At 73.2% G+C, this 23,844-nt stretch carries 23 protein-coding genes, 1 tRNA gene and 1 pseudogene; 7 read left to right on the plus strand and 18 right to left on the minus strand.

Annotated features, from left to right (window positions below; translation table 11 throughout):
* The first annotated feature begins 93 nt into the window (after positions 1–93).
* A complete protein-coding gene (locus G6553_RS06725; protein ID WP_166190377.1) occupies positions 94–465 on the plus strand; it encodes a hypothetical protein in 372 nt (123 codons plus the stop codon).
* 19 nt (positions 466–484) lie between these two features.
* On the opposite strand, the gene G6553_RS06730 is transcribed toward G6553_RS06725, so the two are convergent.
* The 8 genes and pseudogenes from G6553_RS06730 to G6553_RS06765 all read right to left on the minus strand — a co-directional run bounded on the left by G6553_RS06730 (position 485) and on the right by G6553_RS06765 (position 7,111).
* Positions 485–1,018, minus strand: coding sequence for a gamma carbonic anhydrase family protein (locus G6553_RS06730; RefSeq protein WP_207619455.1), 534 nt, complete (start codon positions 1,016–1,018; stop codon positions 485–487).
* Between the two features lie 34 nt (positions 1,019–1,052).
* Positions 1,053–3,362: pseudogene (locus G6553_RS06735) on the minus strand (excinuclease ABC subunit UvrA); the annotation flags it as partial.
* Between the two features lie 164 nt (positions 3,363–3,526).
* The gene (locus tag G6553_RS06740) at positions 3,527–4,186 is read right to left on the minus strand and encodes a hypothetical protein (protein WP_166190380.1); all 660 of its coding nucleotides are present in this window, start codon (positions 4,184–4,186) and stop codon (positions 3,527–3,529) included.
* A gap of 28 nt (positions 4,187–4,214) precedes the next feature.
* The gene (locus G6553_RS06745; RefSeq protein ID WP_166190381.1) at positions 4,215–5,456 is read right to left on the minus strand and encodes a calcium-binding protein; all 1,242 of its coding nucleotides are present in this window, start codon (positions 5,454–5,456) and stop codon (positions 4,215–4,217) included.
* A 43-nt stretch (positions 5,457–5,499) separates the two neighbouring features.
* Entirely contained in the window at positions 5,500–5,763 is a 264-nt protein-coding gene (locus G6553_RS06750; protein ID WP_166190383.1) for a hypothetical protein, read from the minus strand.
* Positions 5,764–6,013: 250 nt separating this feature from the next.
* Positions 6,014–6,103: transfer RNA gene (locus G6553_RS06755), tRNA-Ser, on the minus strand.
* 49 nt (positions 6,104–6,152) lie between these two features.
* A complete protein-coding gene (locus tag G6553_RS06760; RefSeq protein ID WP_347565551.1) occupies positions 6,153–6,629 on the minus strand; it encodes a nucleoside deaminase in 477 nt (158 codons plus the stop codon).
* Positions 6,626–7,111 (minus strand): tRNA adenosine deaminase-associated protein, encoded by a 486-nt coding sequence (locus tag G6553_RS06765; RefSeq protein WP_166190385.1) that lies wholly within the window; start codon positions 7,109–7,111, stop codon positions 6,626–6,628. Before G6553_RS06765 ends, G6553_RS06760 begins: the two co-directional genes overlap by 4 nt.
* A gap of 136 nt (positions 7,112–7,247) precedes the next feature.
* On the opposite strand from G6553_RS06765, the gene upp reads away from it, so the two are divergent.
* Complete coding sequence (gene upp / locus G6553_RS06770; protein ID WP_166190387.1) at positions 7,248–7,889, plus strand: uracil phosphoribosyltransferase; 642 nt, start codon at positions 7,248–7,250, stop codon at positions 7,887–7,889.
* Between the two features lie 152 nt (positions 7,890–8,041).
* On the opposite strand, the gene G6553_RS06775 is transcribed toward upp, so the two are convergent.
* Genes G6553_RS06775 through thpR form a run of 4 tightly spaced genes read right to left on the minus strand, consistent with a single transcriptional unit; the run spans position 8,042 to position 11,468 of the window.
* Positions 8,042–9,415, minus strand: coding sequence for an NAD(P)(+) transhydrogenase (Re/Si-specific) subunit beta (locus tag G6553_RS06775; protein ID WP_166190389.1), 1,374 nt, complete (start codon positions 9,413–9,415; stop codon positions 8,042–8,044).
* Positions 9,416–9,435: 20 nt separating this feature from the next.
* Positions 9,436–9,744, minus strand: coding sequence for an NAD(P) transhydrogenase subunit alpha (locus G6553_RS06780; protein ID WP_166190391.1), 309 nt, complete (start codon positions 9,742–9,744; stop codon positions 9,436–9,438).
* Positions 9,741–10,865, minus strand: coding sequence for an NAD(P) transhydrogenase subunit alpha (locus G6553_RS21010; protein ID WP_166190392.1), 1,125 nt, complete (start codon positions 10,863–10,865; stop codon positions 9,741–9,743). Before G6553_RS21010 ends, G6553_RS06780 begins: the two co-directional genes overlap by 4 nt.
* 24 nt (positions 10,866–10,889) lie before the next feature.
* Positions 10,890–11,468 (minus strand): RNA 2',3'-cyclic phosphodiesterase, encoded by a 579-nt coding sequence (thpR, locus tag G6553_RS06790; RefSeq protein ID WP_166190394.1) that lies wholly within the window; start codon positions 11,466–11,468, stop codon positions 10,890–10,892.
* A 78-nt stretch (positions 11,469–11,546) separates the two neighbouring features.
* Here thpR and G6553_RS06795 point away from each other — a divergent pair, with 78 nt between their 5' ends.
* A complete protein-coding gene (locus tag G6553_RS06795) occupies positions 11,547–12,281 on the plus strand; it encodes a GTP pyrophosphokinase family protein (RefSeq protein WP_347565552.1) in 735 nt (244 codons plus the stop codon).
* A 6-nt stretch (positions 12,282–12,287) separates the two neighbouring features.
* Here the strand turns inward: G6553_RS06795 and G6553_RS06800 are convergent, their stop codons facing one another.
* Together G6553_RS06800 and G6553_RS06805 are read right to left on the minus strand one after the other, a co-directional pair.
* Complete coding sequence (locus tag G6553_RS06800; RefSeq protein ID WP_166190396.1) at positions 12,288–12,599, minus strand: GNAT family N-acetyltransferase; 312 nt, start codon at positions 12,597–12,599, stop codon at positions 12,288–12,290.
* A gap of 67 nt (positions 12,600–12,666) precedes the next feature.
* On the minus strand, positions 12,667–13,812 hold the full coding sequence (locus tag G6553_RS06805) for an acyl-CoA dehydrogenase family protein (protein WP_166190398.1): 1,146 nt from the start codon (positions 13,810–13,812) through the stop codon (positions 12,667–12,669).
* Between the two features lie 152 nt (positions 13,813–13,964).
* On the opposite strand from G6553_RS06805, the gene glgX reads away from it, so the two are divergent.
* The 3 genes from glgX to treZ are packed head-to-tail and all read left to right on the plus strand — an operon-like array spanning position 13,965 to position 20,324.
* The gene (gene glgX, locus G6553_RS06810; protein ID WP_166190400.1) at positions 13,965–16,154 is read left to right on the plus strand and encodes a glycogen debranching protein GlgX; all 2,190 of its coding nucleotides are present in this window, start codon (positions 13,965–13,967) and stop codon (positions 16,152–16,154) included.
* A gap of 2 nt (positions 16,155–16,156) precedes the next feature.
* Positions 16,157–18,562 carry a malto-oligosyltrehalose synthase gene (treY, locus tag G6553_RS06815; RefSeq protein ID WP_166190402.1) on the plus strand — a complete coding sequence of 802 codons (2,406 nt, stop codon included), beginning with the start codon at positions 16,157–16,159 and terminating at the stop codon, positions 18,560–18,562.
* 1 nt (position 18,563) lies between these two features.
* A complete protein-coding gene (treZ, locus tag G6553_RS06820; protein WP_166190404.1) occupies positions 18,564–20,324 on the plus strand; it encodes a malto-oligosyltrehalose trehalohydrolase in 1,761 nt (586 codons plus the stop codon).
* 112 nt (positions 20,325–20,436) lie between these two features.
* On the opposite strand, the gene G6553_RS06825 is transcribed toward treZ, so the two are convergent.
* From G6553_RS06825 to G6553_RS06835, 3 genes are read right to left on the minus strand one after another with little or no spacing between them, the layout of a single operon-like run.
* Positions 20,437–21,129 carry an NAD-dependent deacylase gene (locus tag G6553_RS06825; protein ID WP_166190406.1) on the minus strand — a complete coding sequence of 231 codons (693 nt, stop codon included), beginning with the start codon at positions 21,127–21,129 and terminating at the stop codon, positions 20,437–20,439.
* A 53-nt stretch (positions 21,130–21,182) separates the two neighbouring features.
* Positions 21,183–21,695 carry a DUF4333 domain-containing protein gene (locus tag G6553_RS06830; RefSeq protein WP_166190408.1) on the minus strand — a complete coding sequence of 171 codons (513 nt, stop codon included), beginning with the start codon at positions 21,693–21,695 and terminating at the stop codon, positions 21,183–21,185.
* 23 nt (positions 21,696–21,718) lie between these two features.
* Positions 21,719–22,654 (minus strand): 1,4-dihydroxy-2-naphthoyl-CoA synthase, encoded by a 936-nt coding sequence (locus G6553_RS06835; protein ID WP_166190410.1) that lies wholly within the window; start codon positions 22,652–22,654, stop codon positions 21,719–21,721.
* Between the two features lie 71 nt (positions 22,655–22,725).
* Between G6553_RS06835 and G6553_RS06840 the strand changes: the two genes are divergently transcribed.
* Positions 22,726–23,178 carry a nitroreductase family deazaflavin-dependent oxidoreductase gene (locus G6553_RS06840; RefSeq protein WP_166190412.1) on the plus strand — a complete coding sequence of 151 codons (453 nt, stop codon included), beginning with the start codon at positions 22,726–22,728 and terminating at the stop codon, positions 23,176–23,178.
* Between the two features lie 21 nt (positions 23,179–23,199).
* Here the strand turns inward: G6553_RS06840 and G6553_RS06845 are convergent, their stop codons facing one another.
* A complete protein-coding gene (locus G6553_RS06845; protein ID WP_166190414.1) occupies positions 23,200–23,811 on the minus strand; it encodes an ACT domain-containing protein in 612 nt (203 codons plus the stop codon).
* Positions 23,812–23,844 lie beyond the last annotated feature (33 nt).

Here is a 23,844-nt window from a genome sequence, read left to right on the forward strand (position 1 = left end):
TGTCTCACGTGCGACGGGCGCACGTGACCGCCTCCGGGGCCGGTCGTTGTCCCGGCGTACCTGTCCCATCCCCACCGGCAGCGGGAGTCCGCGATGCGAACCACCAGCAGGCGAGCCCCGTCGCGGGCACAGGTCTCCTCGGTGCTGCTGGCCGTCAAGGCCGCCGTGCTGGGGGCGGTCCTCGCGCTGACCGTGACCACGGGCGTCACCGCCTCGGGGACCACCGCCGCCCCGGACGCCCGGCCGCCGGTGTTCACCATGGACGCCTCCGCCCAGGTGGTGCAGCAGGTGATGAGCGAGCACAACTGCTCGAGCACCGGCTTCGCGCCCGGCACCCAGCCCGACTCCGCCCTGGTGCGCACCACGCGCGGCGAGCTGCGCGTCGTCAGCTTCGACCGCGGCTGGGACGTCTTCACCGGCCGCTCGCCGGGCCTCCTCGTCGCGGTCTGCCTCGGCCGCCCCTGAGCCCAGCGCGCGCCGGCGTTCAGGCGGGGCGGGCGGTGGCGGCGTGCCGCGTGGCGAGGTCGGCGTAGTACGGCGCGTTGGTGTCGACCCAGAACTGCGAGGACGTGCCCTCGATCGGCTTGGTCGCCTTGCACGGGACGCCGGCGGCGACGACGCCCGGCGGGATCTCGGCGCCGGGTGTGACCACGGACCCCGCGGCCACCAGCGTCCCGGCGCCGACCTTCGCGCCGTCGAGCAGGGTCGAGCCGTTGCCGACCAGAGCACGCTCGCCGACCTCGGTGCAGTGCACGACGCAGCCGTGCCCGACGGTGGCGTCGGGCCCGACGGTCAGCACCTGGTCCGGGCCGGCGTGCAGGACGCTGTTGTCCTGGACGTTGCTGCCGGCCCGCACCACGATCCGGCACACGTCGCCGCGGAGCACCGCGCCGTACCAGACGCTCGCGCCGGCCTCGATCGTCACGTCGCCGATGAGGGTCGCGGTGGGCGCGATCCAGGCGTCGGGGTGCACGTCGGGGCGCTTGCCCTCGAACTCGAAGAGGTTCACGCCGGTCATCCCACACCACCCTGCTGGGGCGGCGCGAACCGGCTCAGGCGCCCACGTACGCCGCGAGGTGCTGGCCGGTGAGCGTCGAACGGTCGGCGACGAGGTCGGCCGGCGTGCCCTCGAAGACCACTCGGCCGCCGTCGTGGCCGGCGCCGGGGCCGAGGTCGATGATCCAGTCCGCGTGCGCCATGACGGCCTGGTGGTGCTCGATGACGATGACCGACTTCCCGGCGTCGACCAGCCGGTCGAGCAGGCCGAGCAGCTGCTCCACGTCGGCGAGGTGGAGGCCCGTGGTCGGCTCGTCGAGCACGTAGACGTCGCCCTTCTCCGCCATCTGCGCGGCCAGCTTGAGCCGTTGCCGCTCGCCTCCCGAGAGCGTGGTGAGCGGCTGGCCGAGGGTGAGGTAGCCGAGGCCGACGTCGGCGAGGCGGGCCAGCACCTTGTGGGCCGCCGGCACCTTCGCCCCGCCGTCGCCGAAGAACGCCTCGGCCTCGGCCACCGACATCCCCAGCACCGCGCTGATGTCTCGCCCGCCCAGCTCGTGCTCCAGCACGGCCGGCTGGAACCGCTTGCCGTCGCAGTCCTCGCAGGTGGTGGCCACCCCGGCCATGGTCGCGAGGTCGGTGAAGATCACGCCCGCGCCGTTGCAGGTCGGGCACGCGCCCTCGGAGTTGGCGCTGAACAGGGCCGGCTTGACGCCGTTGGCCTTCGCGAACGCCTTGCGGATCGGCTCGAGCAGACCGGTGTACGTCGCCGGGTTGCTGCGCCGGGAGCCCTTGATGCCGCTCTGGTCGATGGCCACCACGCCCTCGCGGCCCGCGACCGAGCCGTGCACGAGCGAGCTCTTGCCGGACCCGGCCACGCCGGTGACGACGACCAGCACGCCGAGCGGCACGTCGACGTCGACGTCGACCAGGTTGTGGGTGCTCGCACCACGCACCTCCAGCGCGCCGGACGGCGTACGCACCTGTGCCTTGAGCGCGGCCCGGTCGTCGAGGTGGCGGCCGGTCAGCGTGCCACTGGTCCGCAGCCCGTCGAGGGTGCCCTCGAAGACGATCTCGCCGCCCTCGGTGCCGGCGCGCGGGCCGAGGTCGACGACGTGGTCGGCGATCGCCATCGTCTCGGGCTTGTGCTCGACGACGAGGACGGTGTTGCCCTTGTCGCGCAGCTGGAGGAGCAGCTCGTTCATCCGCTGGATGTCGTGCGGGTGGAGGCCGACGGTCGGCTCGTCGAAGACGTAGGTGACGTCGGTCAGCGAGGAACCGAGGTGGCGGATCATCTTCACGCGCTGCGCCTCGCCGCCCGAGAGCGTGCCGGAGGGGCGGTCGAGCGAGAGGTAGCCCAGCCCGATCGCCGCGAACGAGTCGAGGGTGTGGCGCAGGCTCTGCAGCAGCGGCGCGACCGACGGCTCGTCGAGGTCGCGCGCCCAGGCGGCGAGGTCGCTGATCTGCATCGCGCACAGATCGGCGATGTTGCGGCCGCGGATGCGCGAGGAGCGGGCCTCCGGGGCGAGGCGCGTGCCGTCGCACTCGGGGCAGGTGGCGAAGGTGACGGCCCGCTCGACGAAGGCCCGCACGTGCGGCTGCATCGCCTCGACGTCCTTGGACAGGAAGGACTTGTGAATCGAGGGGATCAGCCCGAGGTAGGTCAGGTTGATCCCGTCGACCTTGATCTTGGTGGCCTCCTTGTGGAGGAGGTCGTCGAGCTCGCGCTTGCCGTAGTCCTTGATCGGCTTGTCGGGGTCGAAGAAGCCGCAGCCGCGGAAGATCCGGCCCTGCCAGCCGTCCATGCTGTAGCCCGGGATCGTCAGCGCGCCCTCGTTGAGCGACTTGGACTCGTCGTAGAGCGCGCTCAGCGCGATGTCGGAGACCGCGCCGCGGCCCTCGCAGCGCGGGCACATGCCGCCGAGCCGGTTGAAGGTCGCCTTCTCGGTCGTGCTGCGGCCACCCTTCTCCACAGTGATCGCGCCGGCCGCGCGGACCGAGGGGACGTTGAAGGAGTAGGCGTTCGGCGGACCGATGTGCGGGTCGCCGAGCCGGCTGAAGAGGATCCGCAGCATCGCGTTGGCGTCGGTGACCGTGCCGACCGTCGAGCGCGGGTTGGCGCCGAGCCGCTCCTGGTCGACGATGATCGCGGTGGTCAGGCCGTCGAGGACGTCGACCTCCGGGCGCGCCAGCGTCGGCATGAAGCCCTGCACGAACGCGCTGTAGGTCTCGTTGATCAGCCGCTGCGACTCCGCGGCGACCGTGCCGAAGACCAACGAGCTCTTGCCCGAGCCGGAGACGCCGGTGAACACGGTCAGCCGCCGCTTCGGGATGTCGACGCTCACGTCGCGCAGGTTGTTGACCCGCGCGCCGCGCACGCGGATCAGGTCGTGGGTGTCGGCGGGGTGCGTCGTGGCGCTCATCGGTCTCCGTCTCGTCGGGCAGGGCCAGCATGTCGGAGAGCACCGACAGCCGGCCACCGGTCGACGTAGCGACCCGGCAGGCACACCGGGCTCATCGGTCGAGGACCGGTTCAGGAGGCGGCGGCGACCCGCTCGGCGAGCCGGACGGCGGCGGTCAGCACCAGGTCCGCGGTCTCCGGGTCCGTCACGGCCCGCTCGGGCACGAGGCCGCCGAGCAGCGCGGCCGGCTGCGTGAGCCACGCCCAGACCCGCCACGGGTCCATCCGTGCGGCGAGGAGCGGCTCGAGGACCGGGGCGAGGTCAGGGCGCAGCTCGCCCTCGTCGGTGAGCTGGAACGCCGGCACGAGGCTGCGCTCGTCGACGGGCACCACCAGCAGCCGGTGGGTCGAGGCGGCCTTGTGCACCGCGAACCGGGTCGCGTCGACCGACGTGCCGCGGACCTCGGCCAGGGCCGCGTAGTCGAACGTCGGCGTCGCCAGCAGCTCGATCCGCAGCCGCGCGTGCCGGCGCAGCACCACCAGCGCGACGGGCACGGCGTGCTCGGGCTCGGTGCCCTCGTTGCGCAGCAGGCGCTCGACGTCCTGCAGCTGCGCCAGCGAGAGGTCCTGGCCGGTGCCGGGGTCGATCCAACGGGCGGCGCCGCCGCTCCCGGCACCGCCGTCGCGGCGGAACGTCGGCAGGCCGGCCTCGGTCAGGTGGCCCTCCAGCCCGAGCCGCTCGATCCAGGTCGCCAGCTCCTCGCCGAGCGTGGCCCGCTGCTCCTCCGTCACGGGTCCCAGCCTGCCGCATCGGGCCGGGTCAGCCGCAGTCGCCGACCTCGAACGAGCGGCACCGGTCGGCCGCCGACCCGTTCAGCACCCGGTCCGTGCCCGACCCGCCACGGAGCACGTCGGCCCCCGGACCGGCCGACACGCGGTCCCAGCCGCCCGCGAGCCGGGCGTCCACCGGACCGGTCGCCAGCGACGCGTCGACCACGTCACGCGCCGGCGAGCCGCGGTAGGTCCACCCGGCGCCGTACCAGAGCTCGAGCACCTCGGCCCCGGTGTACGTCGCCGTGCCGGCCGCCGTGGTGACCGTGCCGCGCCGCGCGTCCACCGCCACCTGCCGGGCGTGCTCGCCGCGGCCGCCGAACAGCCGCAGGCTGTCGCGGCCGCTGCCGGCGTCGAGGAGCCACCCGCCCGCGTCGGCGCGGACGTCGGCGAAGTCGTCGCCGCCGCCGAGGTCGACCACGACCGGCTCGGCGCCGAGCGCTCGCACGTAGTCGGTGCCGTCCGTGCCGGTCACCCGGTCGCGCCCGCCCTGGCTGACCACGGTGTCGTACCCGCCGGCCACCGTCGGGCCGAGGACCACCCGGTCGTCGCCGCCGCGGTCGGGCGCGCCGGCCGGGTCGGTCCGGACACGGTCGGTGCCCGCGCCGGCCTCGACGGTGTCGGACCCCGCGCCGGCCTCGAGGAGGTCGTCGCCGTCGGTGCCGACCACCGTGTCGTCGTGCGTGGACCCCTCGAACGTCACCGGCTGGCCGGCCACCACCAGCCGGTCGGTGCCCTCCCCGGTCACGGTCGCCGCCGGCAGGTCGATGCGCACCGGCGTCGGAGAGCCGGCGTACGTCACCCGGTCGGGGACCGCCGCCCCGTCGCCGTCGAGGTCGGCGCCCGGGTCCAGCAGGTCGTCGCCCGCCCCGCCGGTCAGGGTGTCGCCGAACGTGTCGACGGTGCGCGTGCGCTCCTCGCGGTCCTGGCCGCCGTGGAGCCGGTCGTCGCCGTTGCCGCCCTCGAGCCGGTCGGCGCCCTCCCCGCCGCACAGGACGTCGTCCCCACCCCGCCCGAGCAGCACGTCGTCGCCGCCGAGCCCCACGACCACGTCCGGCCCGGGCGTCGCCCGGATCGTGTCGTCGGTCGGCGTGCCGACGATCGTCGCGGTCAGACCTCGGCAGGTCGGCGGGGGCGCGGCCTGGCCGGGAGCGGCCGGTGCCGGTGACGGTGACGCGGCGAGGGCAGCCAGGAGGAGCGTGGGCGGGAGGAGGAGACGAACGGTGCGCATGTCTCGTACGACGCCGGGACGGCCGGCCTGGTTCGCGGAGGGCTCAGGCGTAGCGGTGGTTCTTCTCCGCGTGACCCGCGGGCCGGGTGCAGGTCCGCCCGCTGATCGCGCGGTGCCCGCAGGCCGCCTCCGCCGCCGGCGTGCTCCTGGCACCAGGGGCCGGCGCCACGGCGGCGTCCTTCGCCGGTCGGCGCGGAGCGGCGCGCCGGGCGGCCGGGGCGGTGCCGCCGCTCGTGGCGGTCCGGGCCGCCTTGTCCTGCTCGTAGCGGGCCTCGCGCAGCGCGCGCAGGTTGTCCATCTTGCTCATCGGCGGTCCACGGGACGGACCCTACCCCGCCCCGGCCGGCCCGCTCCCCGCCGAACTGGCCCGGGTCGCGACCGCGCATGTAACGCGCCGTCCGCTGCTCTGTCTGCACGCTGCAACGTGCAGACAGAGTGGCGAACTGTCCGCTACATGAACGGGTGGGGCTGGTGGGACGACGGCCCGACCCCGCCCGGAGGGCCCGGAGACAGCGACGAGCCCCGACCGGCATGCCGGTCGGGGCTCGTCGTGAGGCTGGCGGTGGCGGTGGGATTTGAACCCACGGTGGGTTTGACCCCACACATCATTTCGAGTGATGCACCTTCGGCCGCTCGGACACGCCACCGCGGAGGAATGTACCGGAGCGCCGACGGGGCGGCGAAATCAGGCGCGGGTCAGGCGGGGCCGGGGTCGCGGTGCACGCGGAAGAAGTCCTCGAGGAGGGCGGCCGACTCCTCGGCGAGGACGCCGCCGACGACCTCGGGGCGGTGGTTGAGCCGGCGGTCGCGGACGACGTCCCACAGGCTGCCGACGGCCCCGGCCTTGGGGTCCCAGGCGCCGAGGACGACCCGCTCGACGCGGGCGAGGACGGCCGCGCCGGCGCACATCGTGCACGGCTCGAGAGTCACGACGAGGGTGCAGCCGTCGAGCCGCCACTCCCCGCGCGCCAGCGCGGCGGCCCGCAGGGCCACCACCTCGGCGTGACCCGTGGGGTCCGCCTGCGCCTCGCGGACGTTGCGGCCGGTGCCGATCACGGCGCCGGAGGGGTCGAGGACGACCGCACCGATGGGTACGTCGCCGGTCGCCAGCGCGGCGCGCGCCTCGGCCAGGGCGGTGAGCATCGGCTCCCGCCAGTCGGAGGGTCCGGTCACGCCGAGGTGAGCCCCACCGCGTCGTCGAACAGCTCGCCGAACCCGAGCCGCCGCGCGACGTCGGACAGCACCTCGTCGGGGTAGGAGTCCGGGTCGTCGAGCAGCGCCGCGAGGTCGATCGCCGGCACGCCGAGGTCGGCGAGCAGGTCCAGGTCACCGGCCGGCACCTGGTCGTCGTCGTCCTCGGGCATCGGCAGGTGGAGGAACTCCACCGCGGAGGCGGCCAGCTCCCACTCGTCGGCGGCGGTGATGTCGGAGAGCAGGACCCGGGTGGTGGGCCCGGCGACGCGGACGAGCAGGAAGAAGTCCTCGTCCATCGCCACCAGCCCGACGGCACCGGCGTCGCCGGGGAGCCGCCGCAGGCCGCTGGCGAGGGCGGTCACGTCGTCGAGGTGGTCGTGGACGAGCTCCGCGACCGTCCAGGCGCCGTCCTCGCGGTACGCCGCCAGGGCGAAGTCGACGGCGTCGAGCTGGTCGGGCATCTCGTCTCCTCAGGCGGCGGGCACTGCGGGCGGGACTGCTGGCTGGACTGCTGGCGGTACGGCGAGTCATCCAGCGTGGCAGACCGCCGCCGTCCGGCCAACCCCCTTTCCCGCGGCGACCTCTAGAGTTCGACCCATGCGCACCCACGTCGTGGACCACCCGCTCGTCGCCCACAAGCTGACCGTCCTCCGCGACAAGAGCACCGACTCGCCGACGTTCCGGCACCTCGCCGACGAGCTGGTGACCCTGCTCGCCTACGAGGCGACGCGGGACGTCCGCGTGACCGACTACGACATCGAGACCCCGGTCTCCCCCACCACCGGCGTCGCGCTGGCCTCGCCGAAGCCGCTGGTGGTGCCGATCCTCCGCGCCGGCCTCGGCATGCTCGACGGGATGATGCGGCTGCTCCCGACGGCCGAGGTCGGTTTCGTCGGCATGGTCCGCGACGAGGACACGCTGAAGGCGTCGACGTACGCCGAGCGGCTCCCCGCGGACCTGTCGGGACGCCAGTGCTACGTGCTCGACCCGATGCTGGCCACCGGCGGCACGCTGGCGGCGGCGATCACCTTCCTCACCGACCGCGGCGCCGACCACATCACCGCGATCTGCCTGCTCGCCGCGCCGGAGGGCTGCGAGCGGCTCGAGCGCGAGCTCGAGGGCCTCGACGTGCCGGTGACGATCGTGACCGCGGCGCTGGACGAGCGGCTCAACGAGAAGGGCTACATCGTGCCGGGCCTCGGCGACGCTGGCGACCGGCTCTACGGCGTCGCGGGCTGACCTCCCGACGCGACGACGCCTGGGGCGGCTCGGACAGGGTCACTCCGCGGCCATCGTGCGCACTTCGCGGGCATTGCGATGGCCGCGAAGCGTCAGCATCCCACGTTCACCTGGGATGCTGACGCTCGTCCCGACCCGTTGTCCACAGCCCGCTACAGCGCCTTGACCGCCGCCAGCAGCTTGGCGAGCGACTCCTTGGCGTCGCCGAAGAGCAGCGTGGTGCGGGGGTCGAAGAGCAGCTCGTTCTCGATGCCGGCGAAGCCGGGGCGCATCGACCGCTTGAGGAAGACCACCTGCCGCGCCTGGTCCACGTCGAGGATCGGCATCCCGTAGATCGGCGCCGACGGCGTCGTGCGTGCGGCCGGGTTCACCACGTCGTTCGCGCCGACGACCAGCACGACGTCGGTGTGCGGGAGCTCGGGGTTGATGTCGTCCATCTCGACCAGCTGCTCGTAGGGCACCTGCGCCTCGGCGAGCAGCACGTTCATGTGGCCGGGCATCCGGCCGGCCACCGGGTGGATCGCGTAGTCCACCCGCGCCCCGCGAGCGGCCAGGACCTCGACCAGCTCGCGGAGCGTGTGCTGGGCCTGGGCCACCGCGAGCCCGTAGCCGGGCACCACGACGACCCGCTCGGCGTACCCCAGCAGGATCGCGACGTCCTCCGGCCCCGCACTGCGCACCGGCCGGTCGGAGGCCTCGCCGGCACCGAGGGTCGACCCGCCGCGCAGCGCGCCGAAGAGGATGTTGGCGACCGAGCGGCCCATCGCCCGCGCCATGAGCAGGGTCAGGAACGTGCCGGAGGCACCGACCAGCGTGCCGGCGACGAGCAGCACGACGTTCCCGAGCACGTAGCCGCCGGCGGCGACCGTGAGGCCGGTGAGCGCGTTGAGCAGCGAGATGACGATGGGTACGTCGGCGCCGCCCACCGGCAGCACGAGCAGGACACCCACCGCCAGCCCGACGAGGGCCAGCGCGACCGCCCAGCCGACCGCGACCTCGGCGACGACCAGCCCGGCCAGCACCAGGGCTCCCACCAGGGCCGCACCGGCGGCGAGCGGCAGGCCGGGGAACACCACCGGCCGCGAGGTCATCAGCTCCTGGAGCTTGGCGAAGGTGACGACCGACCCGGCGAACGACACCGCGCCGACGGCCACCGTGAACGCCGTGGCGCCGACGTCGAAGGCCGGTGTCGCCGGGCCGAGGTGGTCGAGCTCGAGCAGCGCGACCAGCGCGGCGGCACCGCCGCCCACGCCGTTGAAGAGCGCCACCAGCTGCGGCATCTGGGTCATCTGCACGCGCTGCGCGCCGAGCGCACCCACCACGCTGCCGACCACGATCGCGGCGAGGATCAGCGCGACGTGGTCGAGGTCGAGGTGGGCGAACGGCACGGCCACCGCGACCACCGCGGCCGTGGCGCCGACGAGGTTGCCCAGCCGCGCGGTGCGCGGGCCGGCCAGGCCCTTGAGCGCGAGGATGAAGCAGACCGCGCAGGCGAGGTAGACCAGCTGGACCCACGTGGGGGTCATGGTGGAAGTCAGGGCGGGGGTCACGAGCCGTCACCCCGCGGGCGGCGGGCCGGCTTGCGGCTGAACATCCGCAGCATCCGGTCGGTCACCACGAACCCACCGACCATGTTGACCGTGGCCAGGACGGTGGCGACCAGGCCGACGACGAGGGTCAGCGTCGAGTCGGCGGTGCCGGTGACGAGCACCGCGCCGAGCAGGATGATCCCGTGGATGGCGTTCGCGCCGGACATGAGCGGGGTGTGCAGCGTCGAGGAGACCTTCGAGATCACCTCGACGCCGACGAAGACCGACAGCACGAAGATCGTCAGCCAGACGACGGCCTCGCTCATCGGACCCCCTCCAGCAGCTCGCGGGTCGGTGCGTGGCGCACGACGCCCTCGTGGGTGACGCAGCAGGCGTCGAGGACCTCGTCGTCGAGGTCGGGCTCGAGCGTGCCGTCGGCGGTGAGCAGCTGGACGAGGCTGACGACGTTCTGGGCGTAGAGCCGCGACGCCGGCCCCGGCATCTGCGCGGGCACGTTGCGCCCGCCCCAGACCTGCGCGTGCCCGATCCGCACCACCTCCCCCGGCACCGAGCCCTCCACGTTGCCGCCGCTGTCGGCCGCCAGGTCGACGACCACCGACCCGGGCCGCATCGCCTCGACCATCGCCGCCGTCACGAGCACCGGCGCGGTCCGGCCGGGCACCGCGGCGGTCGTGATCAGGCCGTCGGCCGCCGCGACGTACGGCGCCAGCAGCTCACGCTGAAGCGCGGACCGCTCCTCCGACATCTCCCGGGCGTACCCGCCCGCGCCCTCGAGCGTCGGCAGGTCCAGCTCGATCGCCTGCGCGCCCATCGAGCGGATCTCCTCCGCCGCTGCGGCCCGCACGTCGTAGGCCTTGACCACCGCGCCCAGCCGCCGGGCCGTCGCGATCGCCTGCAGCCCTGCCACGCCGGCACCGAGCACGACCACCTGCGCCGGCGGGACCGTGCCGGCGGCGGTCATGTTGAGCGGGAAGAAGCGGCGCAGCAGCCCCGCGCACACGACCGCGCAGCGGTAGCCCGACACCAGCGACTGCGACGACAGCGCGTCCATCGCCTGCGCCCGCGAGATGCGCGGCACCAGCTCCATCGCGTACGCCGTGACGCCCAGGTCACGCAGGTCCGCCACGAGCGCGAGCTCCTGGCCGGGCGCCAGGAACGAGACCGTCGCCGCACCGCGCCGCAGCCGGCGGGCACTCGCCACGTCGAGCGGCTGGACCGCGAGCACCAGGTCGGCCTCCTCGAGCGCCCGCTCGTCGAGGGCGGCGCCGGCGGCGGCGTACTCCTCGTCGGCGTGCAGCGCCCCGAGGCCGGCCCCCGGCTCGACGAGCACCTCGTGGCCGGCCGAGACCAGGGCGGGCACGAGGTCGGGCACGAGCGCGACCCGCGTCTCGCCCTCCCGCGTCTCGCGGACCACCGCGACCCTCACGTGACCTGCCTCACGCTGGGCAACCTAGCCCAGCTCGACCCCCGCGAGCGGGAGCTCGGCGAGCGGTTCGTACCGGGGTCGGCGGCGCGGCCCCTCCCCGAGGTACGACGCGACGAGCGTGACCCGGTCCGCGGTCCAGGCCGGGCCGGCGTACGCGTCGAGCAGCCGCACCCAGCGCGTCACCTCCGCCGGCCGGCCGAGCCGCGCCACCGTGAGGTGCGGCCGGAACCGCTGCCCGTCGACCGCCACACCGCTCCTGGCGGCCGCCGCACGGCACCCCGTCGCGAGCCGCTCGATCTCGAGCGCGCCGGTCTCACCGGTCTCGAGGCCGGCCCACAGCACCCGCGCCCGGGCGACGTCGGGGAACGCGCCGCCGCCGGCCACCCGCACCTCGACGGGGGTACGCCGCCGGGCGGCCGTCCCCAGCCGCTCCACCAGCTCGTCGAGCGAGCGGTCCGCGACGTCGGCGTAGAAGGCGAGCGTCAGGTGGAGCTGCTCGGCCGCGGCCCAGCGGAACGCGCCCGCCTCCCGACGCGGCGCGAGGAACTCGTCGAGGTGCTCGACGGCATCCTCCGGCGGCACGAGGGCGGCGAACAGGCGCACGCCCCGACCCTAGGCCGATCCTGGGCCGATCCTGGGCCGATCCCGGTCCGCCCTCCCCCTCCGCGTACGTTGTGGGGCGTGAGCGAGGGGGACTGGGACGACGTCGTTCGACGGTTCCTGCTCGAGCACCGCTTCGGCATGGACGAGGTCGTCACGAAGCTGTCGATCCTGCGCGACGAGTTCGCCCACCTGCACGACTACAACCCGATCGAGTCGGTCAGCTCGCGGCTGAAGTCGCCCGAGAGCCTGCTGGAGAAGATGGAGCGCCGGGGCATCGACCTCGACGGCCCCGACCCGCTGGCGCGGGTGCGCGAGGAGATCACCGACGTCGCCGGCGTCCGCGTGACCTGCAGCTTCGTCTCCGACGTCTACCACGTCGTCGACCTGCTCATGGCCCAGCCGGACGTCACCACGCTCGAGCTGCGCGACTACATCGCCGCCCCGAAGCCGAACGGCTACCGCAGCCTGCACGCGCTCGTCGAGGTGCCGGTGTTCCTCTCCGGCGGGTCGGTGCCGGTGGTGGTCGAGGTGCAGTTCCGCACCATCGCGATGGACTTCTGGGCGAGCCTCGAGCACAAGATCTACTACAAGTACCGTCGCGACGTCCCCGCCGACCTCCTCGCCGGTCTCAAGGAGGCGGCGGACACGGCGTACGCCCTCGACGCGACGATGGAGCGGCTGCACCAGGAGGTCCGCGGGCTCGACCCGCTCGACGACGGCGTCGTGCAGTCGCTGCGCGGCGCGCCCGGCTCGGTGCCGGCCTCCGAGCTCATCGACTCGCTGCGCCGGCTCGGCTCCCCGCCCGACGCCTAAGGCCGGTCAGTCGACGGCGGTCGTGCGCGGCGCGCCGTACATCAGGTGGTGGTAGTCGGGGTGCCGCGCGATCCAGCCCTTGATGAACGGGCAGACCGGCAGGACCTGGCGGACGCCGTCGGCGCGGACGTCGTCGAGGGCGAACCGGGCCAGCGCCGAGCCGACGCCGCGGCCCTCGAAGCGGCGGTCCACCTCGGTGTGGGTGAAGACGATGATCTCGTCGGTGAGCTGGTACTCCGCGAAGCCGGCCGCCTCACCGTCCACCGTGGCCTCGTAGCGGCTCTTCCCCGGGTTGTGCGCGATCGCGACGCCAGTCATGCCCCGAGCGTAGGTGAGGGGCCCGGCAGGTGCCGGACCCCTCACCCGACGCCGGTGGGAGAACCGCTCAGAGGCCGAGGTCGCGGCCGATGAGCTCCTTCATGATCTCGTTCGAGCCGGCCCAGATGCGCGAGACGCGGGCGTCGCGCCAGGCGCGGGCGACGCGGTACTCGTTCATGAAGCCGTAGCCGCCGTGCAGCTGGACGCAGTGGTCGAGGATCCGGTTCTGGATCTCGGAGGTCCACAGCTTCGCCTTGGCCGCGTCGACGGGGGTGAGCTCGCCCTTGTCGTGCATCTCGACGCAGCGGTCGATGAAGGCCTGGCTGACGTCGATCTGGGTGTCGATGTCGGCCATGAGGAACTTGTTGTGCTGGAACGTGCCGACCGGGGCGCCGAAGGCGGTGCGCTCCTTGGTGTAGGCGACGGTCTCCTCGAAGATCTGCTTGGCGTGGGCGAGGTTGGAGATCGCGCAGCCGAGCCGCTCCTGCGGGAGCTTCTGCATCATGTGGATGAAGCCCATGTCGAGCTCGCCGACGATGTGGTCGTCGGAGAGGCGGACGTTCTCGAAGAACAGCTCCGCGGTGTCGGACTCGGGCTGGCCGACCTTGTCGAGCTTGCGGCCGCGGCTGAAGCCCTCGGCGCTCGCCGGGATCGCGAACAGCGTGATGCCGCGCGCCTTCTTCTCCGGGCTGGTGCGGACCGCGGTGATGACCAGGTCGGCGGAGTAGCCGTTGGTGATGAAGGTCTTCGAGCCGTTGATGACCCAGTCGTCGCCGTCGCGGACGGCGGTGGTCTTCAGTGCGGCGAGGTCGGAGCCGCCGGAGGGCTCGGTCATGCCAATCGCGAGCAGGATCTCGCCGGAGGCGACGCCGGGTAGCCAGCGCTGCTTCTGCTCCTCGGTGCCGAGCTCGACGAGGTACGGCGCGGTGATGTCGGCGTGGATGCCCCAGCACGACCCCAGCGCGGCGTTGACCTTCGACAGCTCCTCGGCGATGACGGCGTTGAACCGGTAGTCGCCGGCGCCGGCCCCGCCGTGCTCCTCGGGGATCTCCAGGCCCAGGAAGCCCTGCTTGCCGGCCTCGAGCCAGAAGTCCCGCGGGATCGCCTTGGCCTCGGCGTGCTCCTCGACGTGGGGGATGACCGACCGCTCGAGGAACTCCCGGACCGAGCCGCGGAACGCCTCGTGGTCCTCGTCGTAGATGTCGCGCTTCATGGCGCTGATCCTACTCGCCGGTAGCACACCCGCAGAGGTGAAGGGTGTCCGGCGGGCGGAGTGGGTAACGGGAGCGTCCTGGGGGCGCTCCCGTGCGCCCGCGGATTCGATCGATCCAACTCCTCACCGCACGCACCACGAAGGGCACCACCATGACCGAGACCACGACCGAGGTCTGGCCCGGCCAGCCGTACCCCCTGGGTGCGACGTTCGACGGCACCGGCACGAACTTCGCGCTCTTCAGCGAGGCCGCCGAGCGCGTCGAGCTCTGCCTCTTCGACGAGGACGGCACCGAGACGCGCATCGACGTCACCGAGGTCGACGCCTTCGTCTGGCACTGCTACCTGCCGTCGGTCCAGCCGGGCCAGCGCTACGGCTACCGCGTGCACGGCCCCTACGACCCCGCCCAGGGCCAGCGCTGCAACCCCAACAAGCTGCTCCTCGACCCCTACGCCAAGGCCACCAGCGGCGACATCGCATGGGACCAGGCGCTCTTCGGCTACGACTTCGGCGACCCGGACTCGCGCAACGACCAGGACTCCGCGGCGCACATGACCAAGGGCGTGGTCATCAACCCATTCTTCGACTGGGAGGGCGACCGCCCGCTCGGCATCCCCTACAACGAGAGCTTCATCTACGAGGCGCACGTCAAGGGCCTGACCCAGCTGCACCCCGACGTGCCCGAGGCCCAGCGCGGGACCTACGCCGGCCTGGCGCACCCCGCGATCACCGAGCACCTGCAGAAGCTCGGCGTGACCGCCATCGAGCTGATGCCGGTGCACCAGTTCGTGCAGGACAGCACGCTCCTGGAGAAGGGGCTGCGCAACTACTGGGGCTACAACACCCTGGGCTTCCTCGCGCCGCACGCCGACTACGCCGCGACGCGCGAGCCGGGCCAGCAGGTCCAGGAGTTCAAGTCGATGGTCAAGGCGGTGCACGCCGCGGGCATCGAGGTCATCCTCGACGTGGTCTACAACCACACCGCCGAGGGCAACCACATGGGCCCGACGCTGAGCTTCCGCGGCATCGACAACCAGGCCTACTACCGCCTCGTCGACGACGACAAGCGCTACTACATGGACTACACCGGCACCGGCAACAGCCTCAACGTCGGCCACCCGCACTCGCTGCAGCTGATCATGGACTCGCTGCGCTACTGGGTGACCGAGATGCACGTCGACGGCTTCCGCTTCGACCTGGCCTCGACGCTGGCGCGGGAGTTCTACGAGGTCGACCGGCTGGCGACGTTCTTCGAGCTCGTCCAGCAGGACCCGGTCGTCTCCCAGGTCAAGCTGATCGCCGAGCCGTGGGACATCGGCCCCGGCGGCTACCAGGTCGGCGGCTTCCCGCCGCAGTGGACCGAGTGGAACGGCGCCTACCGCGACACGGTCCGCGACTTCTGGCGCGGCGAGCCGGCGCTCGGCGAGTTCGCCAGCCGGCTGGCGGGCTCCTCGGACCTCTACGAGCACTCCGGCCGCCGGCCCTTCGCCAGCATCAACTTCGTCACCGCCCACGACGGCTTCACGCTGCGCGACCTGGTGTCGTACAACGAGAAGCACAACGACGCCAACGGCGAGGACGGCAACGACGGCGAGAGCCACAACCGCTCCTGGAACCACGGCGCGGAGGGTCCGACCGACGACCCGGAGATCCTCACCGCCCGGGCGCGCGAGCAGCGCAACTTCATCGCCACGCTGCTGCTCAGCCAGGGCGTGCCGATGCTGCTGCACGGCGACGAGATGAGCCGCACGCAGGACGGCAACAACAACACCTACGCCCAGGACTCCGAGATCGCCTGGATGCACTGGGACCGCGCGGACACCGCGCTCCTGGAGTTCACCGCCGCGATCGCCCAGCTGCGCCGCGACCACCCCACGTTCCGCCGCAAGCGGTTCTTCACCGGCAACGAGGTCCGCACCGGCGACGGCGAGCGGCTCAACGACATCGTCTGGCTGCACCCCGAGGGCCGGCCGATGGAGGACGGCGACTGGGAGGGCGGCCAGCAGGTCATCGGCATGTACCTCAACGGCGACGGCATCGCCGGCAAGGACGAGCGCGGCCAGCGCATCGTCGACGACCACTTCCTGCTCTACTTCAACGCCGACGGGCCGACCGAGGTGACCCTCCCGCCCGACGAGTACGCCGCCGGCTGGGACGTCGTCGTCGACACCGGTCACGACGCCGGCCCCGAGGGCGGCCCGACCGGGCTCGAGCCGGGCTCGTCGATCCCGCTCGAGACGCACAGCATGGTCGTGCTGCGCCAGCACGCCGCGCCCGAGGCCGAGGTCGACACCTCCGTCGCGGCGTCGGTCGCCGCGCTGATCGAGAGCGAGCAGGAGTGACCATGCCCGGAGGCACGGAAGCCGCAGGAGGCCGGCACCGCGACGCCGGGCCCGCCGACGGCCAGCGGGTGCCGGTCAGCACCTACCGGTTCCAGGTCAGCGAGGACTTCGACCTGTTCGAGGCGGCCCGCCGGCTGCCGTACCTCCGCGAGCTCGGCGTCGACTGGGTCTACCTCTCCCCGCTCCTGGCGGCGGAGGAGGGCAGCACCCACGGCTACGACGTCGTGGCGCACGACCGGATCGACCCGGCGCGCGGCGGCGAGGAGGGGCTGGCCGCGCTCTCGGCGGAGGCCCGGCGGCTCGGGATGGGCGTGCTCGTCGACATCGTGCCCAACCACGTCGGCGTCGCGGCGCCCTCGGAGGACACCTGGTGGTGGGACGTGCTCAAGCACGGGCGCGAGTCCGAGCACGCCACGGCGTTCGACATCGAGTGGGCGGCCGGAGACGGCCGGATCAGGATCCCGGTCATCGGCGACGACGACCTCGACGGGTCCGGCGTCATCGCGAACCTCCGCGTGGTCGACACCCCCGACGGCGGCGAGCTGCTGTACCACGACAACCACTACCCGGTGGCGCCCGGCACGTGGTCCGAGGGCGACGACGCGAACGACGTCCACGCCCGCCAGCACTACGAGCTCGTGCACTGGCAGGTCGCCGACGAGGGGCTGAACTACCGGCGGTTCTTCGCCGTCAACACCCTCGCCGCGGTCCGCGTCGAGGACCCCGAGGTCTTCGCCGAGTCGCACAAGGAGGTGCGGCGCTGGTTCGAGGAGGGCCTCGTCGACGGCCTGCGGGTCGACCACCCCGACGGCCTGCGCGACCCCAAGCGCTACCTCGACGACCTCGCCGAGCTCACCGGCGGCGCGTACGTGCTCGTCGAGAAGATCCTCGAGCCCGGCGAGGAGCTGCCCGAGACCTGGGCGACCGCCGGCACGACGGGGTACGACGTGCTCGCCCACGTCGACCGCGTGCTCACCGACCCCGCCGGGCAGGAGCCGCTCGACGCCCTCGAGGCGCGGCTGCGCGGCGGGCCCGTGGACTGGCACCGGATGATCCACGGCACCAAGCGCGAGGTCGCCGACGGCATCCTCAACAGCGAGGTCCGCCGGATCACCCGCGAGGTCCGCCGCATCCTCCCCGCCGGGCCCGACACCACGACCGACCGCGTCGTCGACGCGGTCGCGGAGCTGCTGGCCTGCTTCCCGGTCTACCGCTCCTACCTGCCCGAGGGCCGCGAGCACCTCGACCAGGCCTTCGCGGCCGCGCGCGAGGAGCGGCCCGACCTCGCGTCGACGTTGGACGTGCTGCTGCCGGTGCTCAGCGACCCGTGGACGCCGCCGGCCCGCCGCTTCCAGCAGACCAGCGGCATGGTCATGGCCAAGGGCGTCGAGGACTGCGCGTTCTACCGCTACTCCCGGCTGACCTCGCTCAACGAGGTCGGCGGCGACCCGAGCGTCTTCTCGCTCGACCCGGCGACGTTCCACGAGCACATGACCGTCCGCCAGGGCCGCTGGCCGCACGCGATGACGACGCTGTCCACCCACGACACCAAGCGCGGCGAGGACGTCCGCGCACGGATCACCGCGCTGGCCGAGGTGCCGGCGGAGTGGGAGCGCACCCTCGACCGGCTGCTCGAGCTGGTGCCGCTGCCCGACCCCGGCTTCGCCTCGCTGCTGTGGCAGGCCGTCGTCGGCGCCTGGCTGCCCTCCGACCCCGACCTCCGCTCCCGCCTCCACGGGTACGCCGAGAAGGCGATGCGCGAGGCCGGCGACCGGACCACCTGGACCGACCCGGACGAGGCGTACGAGGCGGCCGTGCACGCCGCTGTCGACGCCGCCTTCGACCGCGAGGACGTCCGCGCCGCGATCGAGGGGCTCCTCCCCTCCGTCGTCGGCCCCGGCTGGGTCAACGCGCTGTCAGCGAAGCTGCTGTCGATCACGCTGCCCGGCGTGCCCGACGTCTACCAGGGCAGCGAGCTGTGGGAGCAGTCGCTCGTCGACCCCGACAACCGCCGGCCGGTCGACTTCGACGCCCGCGCGTCGCTGCTGCGCGCGGCCGACTGGTCGCCGCTCGGCGAGGCGCTCGACGACCCGGCCACCGCCAAGCTGCGGGTCGTCACCGCGGCGCTCACCCTGCGCCGCGAGCGGCCCGACCTCTTCGGCTCGTACGTCGCCGTGCCGGCGTCCGGCACGGCCGCCGACCACGTCCTCGCCTACGACCGCGGCGGCGCCATCGCCGTCGTCACCCGCCTGCCCGTCGGGCTGGCCGCCCGCGGCGGCTGGGGCGACACCCAGCTCGAGCTCCCGCCCGGCCGCTGGCGCGACGCCGTCGGCGACCGGCCGGCCTCCGCCCGGGTCGCCGACCTGCTCGGCTCCTACCCCGTCGCCCTGCTCGTCCAGGAGGACTGACATGCACCAGCGCCGCGGCCCGTTCGACCTGTGGGCCCCGAAGCCGTCGCGCGTGCGGCTGGCCCTCGGGCCGGCCGACGCCACCGAGGTCGTCGAGATGGTCCGCGGCGACGACGGTTGGTGGACGCCGGCCGAGCCGGTGCCCACAGGCGGCGAGGTGGACTACGGCTACCTCGTCGACGACTCCGACACCGTGCTGCCCGACCCGCGCTCGCGCCGGCAGCCGCAGGGCGTCCACGAGCGGTCCCGCACCTACGACCCCACGGCGTACACCTGGGGCGACGGGGCGTGGACCGGTCGGCAGCTGCCCGGGTCGGTCATCTACGAGCTGCACCTCGGCACGTTCACCCCCGAGGGCACGCTCGACGCCGCCATCGGCAAGCTCGAGCACCTGCGCTCGATCGGCGTGGACCTGGTCGAGCTGTTGCCGGTCAACGGCTTCAACGGCACGCACAACTGGGGGTACGACGGCGTGCTGTGGCACACCGTCGCCGAGCAGTACGGGGGGCCGGCGGCGTACCAGCGCTTCGTCGACGCCTGCCACCAGGCCGGCCTCGGTGTCGTGCAGGACGTCGTCTACAACCACCTGGGGCCGAGCGGGAACTACCTCCCCGTCTACGGGCCCTACCTGACCAGCGGGCGCAACACCTGGGGCGACTCGTTGAACCTCGACGGCGAGGGGTCCGCGGAGGTGCGCCGCTACATCCTCGACAACGTGACGATGTGGCTGCGCGACTACCACGTCGACGCGCTGCGCCTCGACGCCGTGCACGCGCTCGAGGACACCTCCGAGGTGCACCTGCTCGAGGAGATGGCGGTCGAGGTCGCCGCGCTGTCCGCCCACCTGCGGCGCCCGCTGACGCTCATCGCCGAGTCCGACCTCAACGACCCGAAGCTGGTCACGCCCCGCGAGGCCGGCGGCTACGGGCTCGACGCGCAGTGGAGCGACGACTTCCACCACGCGGTGCACGTGGCGCTGACGCGAGAGACGACCGGCTACTACGCCGACTTCGAGCCGCTGTCGGCGCTGGCGAAGGTGTGCGAGAAGGGCTTCTTCCACGACGGGACGTGGTCGTCGTTCCGCGAGAGCGACCACGGCGTGCCGGTCGACACCGAGCACATGCCCACCTGGCGGCTCGTGGTCGCCAACCAGAACCACGACCAGATCGGCAACCGCGCCGTCGGCGACCGGATCGCCGAGGTGCTCGACGACGACCAGCTCGCCTGCGCTGCGCTGCTGACGCTCGCCGGCCCGTTCACGCCGATGCTCTTCCAGGGCGAGGAGTGGGCGGCGTCGACGCCGTTCCAGTTCTTCACCTCCCACCCGGAGCCGGAGCTCGGCAAGGCCACCGCCGAGGGGCGGATCGCGGAGTTCGCGAAAATGGGCTGGGACCCGTCGGTCGTGCCCGACCCGCAGGACCCCGAGACGTTCCGGCGCTCCAAGCTGGACTGGACCGAGCTGTCGTCCGGCCGTCACGCCGTGCTGCTCGACGTCTACCGCCGGCTGGCCGCTCTGCGGCGCACGGTCCCCGCGCTGACCGACCCCGCGTTCACCTCGGTCTCCTGCACCGCCGACGAGGGCACCCGCGTCTTCACGATGGCGCGCGCCGGCACGCGGATGGTGGTCAACTTCGGTGACGAGCCGGCCGACCTCACCGTCGACCCGGACCTCTCCGTCCTCTTCGCCACCCCCACCGGCGCCGAGCTCCTCCCCGGCGGCGCGCTGTCGCTGCCGCCGCACGTGGGCGTGCTGCTCGGATAGGGGCGGGGGGTATCAGCATCCCAGGTTAACTTGGGATGCTGGAGGTTCTCTGCCGTCGCATCAGCCGCAGAGTGCGAACATCCCAGGTCTACTTGGGATGCTGGCCATCCGGTCAACGCCGGACGAGCACCTCGTCCACCCACGCTGGCACGAGCTCGCCGGCGAGGCCCTGCCGGGTCTCGTCGAAGAGCGTGGTGACCTCGCTGGCCTGGAGGTTCAGCTCGAGGGTCCGGGCGCCGTACGCCGCCGCCTGCTGCACGAAGCCGGCGGCCGGGTAGACCGCGCCGGAGGTGCCGATCGAGACGAACAGGTCGGCCGCCTCGAGCGCGAGGTAGATCCGGTCCATCTCGTAGGGGATCTCGCCGAACCACACCACGTCCGGTCGCAGGTCGGGCGTGCCGCAGCGCGGGCAGGGCGGCAGGTCGACGAGGTCCTGCTCCCAGCGCGACCGGCCGCGGCAGGCCCGGCAGACCGCCGACAGCAGCTCGCCGTGCATGTGGAGGACGCGGCTGGAGCCGGCGCGCTCGTGCAGGTCGTCGATGTTCTGGGTGACGACGAGCAGGTCGTCGCCGAGGGCCTGCTCGAGCCGCGCGAGGGCGTGGTGCGCGGCGTTCGGCTCCACCGCCGCCAGCGCCTTGCGGCGGGCGTCGTAGAACCGGTGCACGACGAACGGCTGCGCGTCGTACGCCTCGGGCGTGGCGACGTCCTCGACCCGGTGCCCCTCCCACAGCCCGTCGGCGTCGCGGAAGGTCGGTACCCCGCTCTCCGCAGAGATCCCGGCTCCGGTCAGGACGACCACCTTCACAGCACTTCCACCTCCATGCGGCGAGTGTGTCACCTGGGGCCGCCCTGCGGGGGTCAGCCCACGAGGCGGTACCGGATCCGCACGTCGAGCCCCTCGACCCGGTGCACGGTCGCCGTGACGCCGGCACGCCGCCCGCCGTCCGGTGGCGCGGCCCGGCACGCCACCGACTCGCCCACCACGCCGACCAGCTCGGCCTCGCAGGCGACCTCGCCCACGACGTACTCGTCCGCGACCAGCGCACGCAGCACGGTCCGGGCGACCCGGCCCGCCGCGACGACCGGCACGGTCTCGAACATCGGGCCCTCGTCGGACTCCTCGGTCACCGTCGCGCGGACCGTCACGACGTCGCGGCGCACCGCCACCCGGCAGTCCTGCGTGGCGCCCAGCTCGCCGGCGAGCGGACCGGCGCAGCGGACGTCGACGCGGGCGTCGCCGGCCGCCGGGTAGAGCGCCGCGACCTCGGCGGCCAGTGCGTCCGCCGACAGGTCCCCGGTCGTGGTGCCGCCGCAGGCGACCAGCAGCAGCGCCGGGGCCAGCCCGGCGGCGCGGAGCAGGGGACGTCGCACGGGCGGCCGGTGCCCGGGTCGCCTCAGTAGTACCAGGGGTAGTCCGACCAGTCCGGGTCGCGCTTCTCGAGGAACTGGTCGCGACCCTCCTGGGCCTCGTCGGTCATGTAGGCCAGGCGGGTGGTCTCGCCGGCGAAGAGCTGCTGGCCGACCAGGCCGTCGTCGATGGCGTTGAAGGAGTACTTCAGCATCCGCTGCGCCGTCGGGCTCTTGCCGTTGACGATCCGGCCCCACTCCAGCGCGGTCGCCTCGAGCTCGGCGTGCGGCACCGCGCGGTTGACCGTGCCCATCCGGACCCCGTCCTCGGCGGAGTACTCCTGGCCGAGGAAGAAGATCTCGCGGGCGATCTTCTGGCCGACCTGGCGGGCGAGGTACGCCGACCCGAACCCGCCGTCGAACGACCCCACGTCGGCGTCGGTCTGCTTGAACCGCGCCTCCTCCGCGCTGGCCAGCGTCAGGTCGCACACCACGTGCAGGCTGTGGCCGCCGCCGGCCGTCCAGCCGGGGACGACGCAGATGACGATCTTCGGCATGAACCGGATCAGCCGCTGCACCTCGAGGATGTGCAGGCGACCGAGCTTGGCCTTGTCGACCACGGTCTCGGCGGTCTCGCCCTCCGCGCGGTGCTGATCCTGATACATGTAACCGGCGCGCCCGCGGATCCGCTGGTCGCCACCCGTGCAGAACGCCCACTTGCCGTGCCGCTCGCCGGGACCGTTGCCAGTGAGCAGGACGCAGCCGACGTCGCTGGTGGTCCGGGCGTGCTCGAGCACCCGCAGCAGCTCGTCGACGGTGTGCGGGCGGAACGCGTTGAGCACGTCGGGGCGGTCGAACGCGACGCGGACGGTGCCGTGCGCCTTCGCCCGGTGGTAGGTCAGGTCGGTCAGGTCCTCGAAGCCGGGGACGACGTCCCACAGCTCGGCGTCGAAGATCTCCGACACCCCGTCGATCGCGCTCATGGCGACCGACCCTAGCCGCGGCGCGCCGGCACCCGGGAAGAGGACCGCGCCGGAATGGGTTCCGGTAGGTCATGGACCTCTTGGACGGTGAGTACGAGCCCAGCCCCAGCGAGTGGGTGCGCAACCAGGTCGAGACCTACGAGCGCACCGGCGGGCGCGAGGCACACACGCTGATGGACAAGCCGGAGTGGCCGATCGTGGTCATCACCTCGAAGGGCGCGAAGTCCGGCAAGCTCCGCAAGAACCCGGTGATGCGCGTCGAGCACGAGGGCGTGTACGCCGCCGTCGCGTCGAAGGGCGGCGACCCGGAGCACCCCAGCTGGTACGCCAACTTCCTCGCCCATCCCGTCGTGCAGCTCCAGGACGGCCCCGAGCCGGCCCTCTACCGCGCCCGGGTCGCCACCGGCGTCGAGCGCGCGGAGTGGTGGGACCGGTGCGTCGCCCAGTACGCGCCGTACGCGGAGTACCAGGAGAAGACCGACCGGGAGATCCCCGTCTTCCTCCTCGAGCGCGTCGAGGACTGAGGCGGCGGGACCGAGCGCGCGTCAGCCGACGCGGGCGATGGTCTGGGCGAGCCCGACGAGGTGGTCGAGCCGGGCCAGCTCGGAGTCGAGGAACTCCGGCCCGCCCCGGCGACCGATGACGATGATCTGGTTGCCGTCGAGGCGGGTCGCGGCGTAGATCGTCACGTCGTCGCCCTCGACCTCCAGCCGCTCGGTGTGCTCGATCTCGACGAACGGCAGCTCGTCGGGCGCGGCCTCGGTCCGGTGCCGGGTGCCGTGGGCGCGGTGGATCCGGGCAGCCCAGTCGGCGCGGAAGGTGACCGGCAGCAGGTCGACGCAGCGGTCGACGGCCTCGGCAGGGGTCGCGGTCAGCTCCTCGACGGCCTCGAGGTCGAGGACGAGGTTGCCGCCTGCGGCGTACCGGCTGATCCAGACCACGCTGACGCCCTCGATCTGGTTGCAGGCCGAGACCACCGAGTCGGGCATCGCGCCGCCGGACATCTCCAGCAGGACGTCGTCCAGCGCGGTCCCGTCGTGCCGCTTCTCGACGATCTCGATCGCCTCGATGTCGCCGCCGGCCTCACCGATCGCGGTCGCCAGCCGCCCCAGCGAACCGGGGACGTCGGGCAGCTCGACGCGCAGCAGGAAGGGCATGCTCGCGACCCTAGTGGGCCGAGGTTGCGACGC

Origin of the sequence: Nocardioides sp. IC4_145, assembly GCF_011250565.1 — a bacterium.
Classification (GTDB): Bacteria; Actinomycetota; Actinomycetes; order Propionibacteriales; family Nocardioidaceae; genus Nocardioides.

What these genes read in the sequence shown, in the direction of transcription:
- G6553_RS06725 (WP_166190377.1), top strand. Translation starts at nt 94, where the DNA reads ATGCGAACCACCAGCAGGCGAGCCCCGTCGCGGGCACAGGTCTCCTCG.
- G6553_RS06730 (WP_207619455.1), bottom strand. Translation starts at nt 1,018, where the DNA reads ATGACCGGCGTGAACCTCTTCGAGTTCGAGGGCAAGCGCCCCGACGTG.
- G6553_RS06745 (WP_166190381.1), bottom strand. Translation starts at nt 5,456, where the DNA reads ATGCGCACCGTTCGTCTCCTCCTCCCGCCCACGCTCCTCCTGGCTGCC.
- G6553_RS06750 (WP_166190383.1), bottom strand. Translation starts at nt 5,763, where the DNA reads ATGAGCAAGATGGACAACCTGCGCGCGCTGCGCGAGGCCCGCTACGAG.
- G6553_RS06765 (WP_166190385.1), bottom strand. Translation starts at nt 7,111, where the DNA reads ATGCCCGACCAGCTCGACGCCGTCGACTTCGCCCTGGCGGCGTACCGC.
- upp (WP_166190387.1), top strand. Translation starts at nt 7,248, where the DNA reads ATGCGCACCCACGTCGTGGACCACCCGCTCGTCGCCCACAAGCTGACC.
- G6553_RS06775 (WP_166190389.1), bottom strand. Translation starts at nt 9,415, where the DNA reads ATGACCCCCACGTGGGTCCAGCTGGTCTACCTCGCCTGCGCGGTCTGC.
- G6553_RS06780 (WP_166190391.1), bottom strand. Translation starts at nt 9,744, where the DNA reads ATGAGCGAGGCCGTCGTCTGGCTGACGATCTTCGTGCTGTCGGTCTTC.
- G6553_RS06800 (WP_166190396.1), bottom strand. Translation starts at nt 12,599, where the DNA reads ATGACTGGCGTCGCGATCGCGCACAACCCGGGGAAGAGCCGCTACGAG.
- G6553_RS06805 (WP_166190398.1), bottom strand. Translation starts at nt 13,812, where the DNA reads ATGAAGCGCGACATCTACGACGAGGACCACGAGGCGTTCCGCGGCTCG.
- glgX (WP_166190400.1), top strand. Translation starts at nt 13,965, where the DNA reads ATGACCGAGACCACGACCGAGGTCTGGCCCGGCCAGCCGTACCCCCTG.
- treY (WP_166190402.1), top strand. Translation starts at nt 16,157, where the DNA reads ATGCCCGGAGGCACGGAAGCCGCAGGAGGCCGGCACCGCGACGCCGGG.
- treZ (WP_166190404.1), top strand. Translation starts at nt 18,564, where the DNA reads ATGCACCAGCGCCGCGGCCCGTTCGACCTGTGGGCCCCGAAGCCGTCG.
- G6553_RS06835 (WP_166190410.1), bottom strand. Translation starts at nt 22,654, where the DNA reads ATGAGCGCGATCGACGGGGTGTCGGAGATCTTCGACGCCGAGCTGTGG.
- G6553_RS06840 (WP_166190412.1), top strand. Translation starts at nt 22,726, where the DNA reads ATGGACCTCTTGGACGGTGAGTACGAGCCCAGCCCCAGCGAGTGGGTG.
- G6553_RS06845 (WP_166190414.1), bottom strand. Translation starts at nt 23,811, where the DNA reads ATGCCCTTCCTGCTGCGCGTCGAGCTGCCCGACGTCCCCGGTTCGCTG.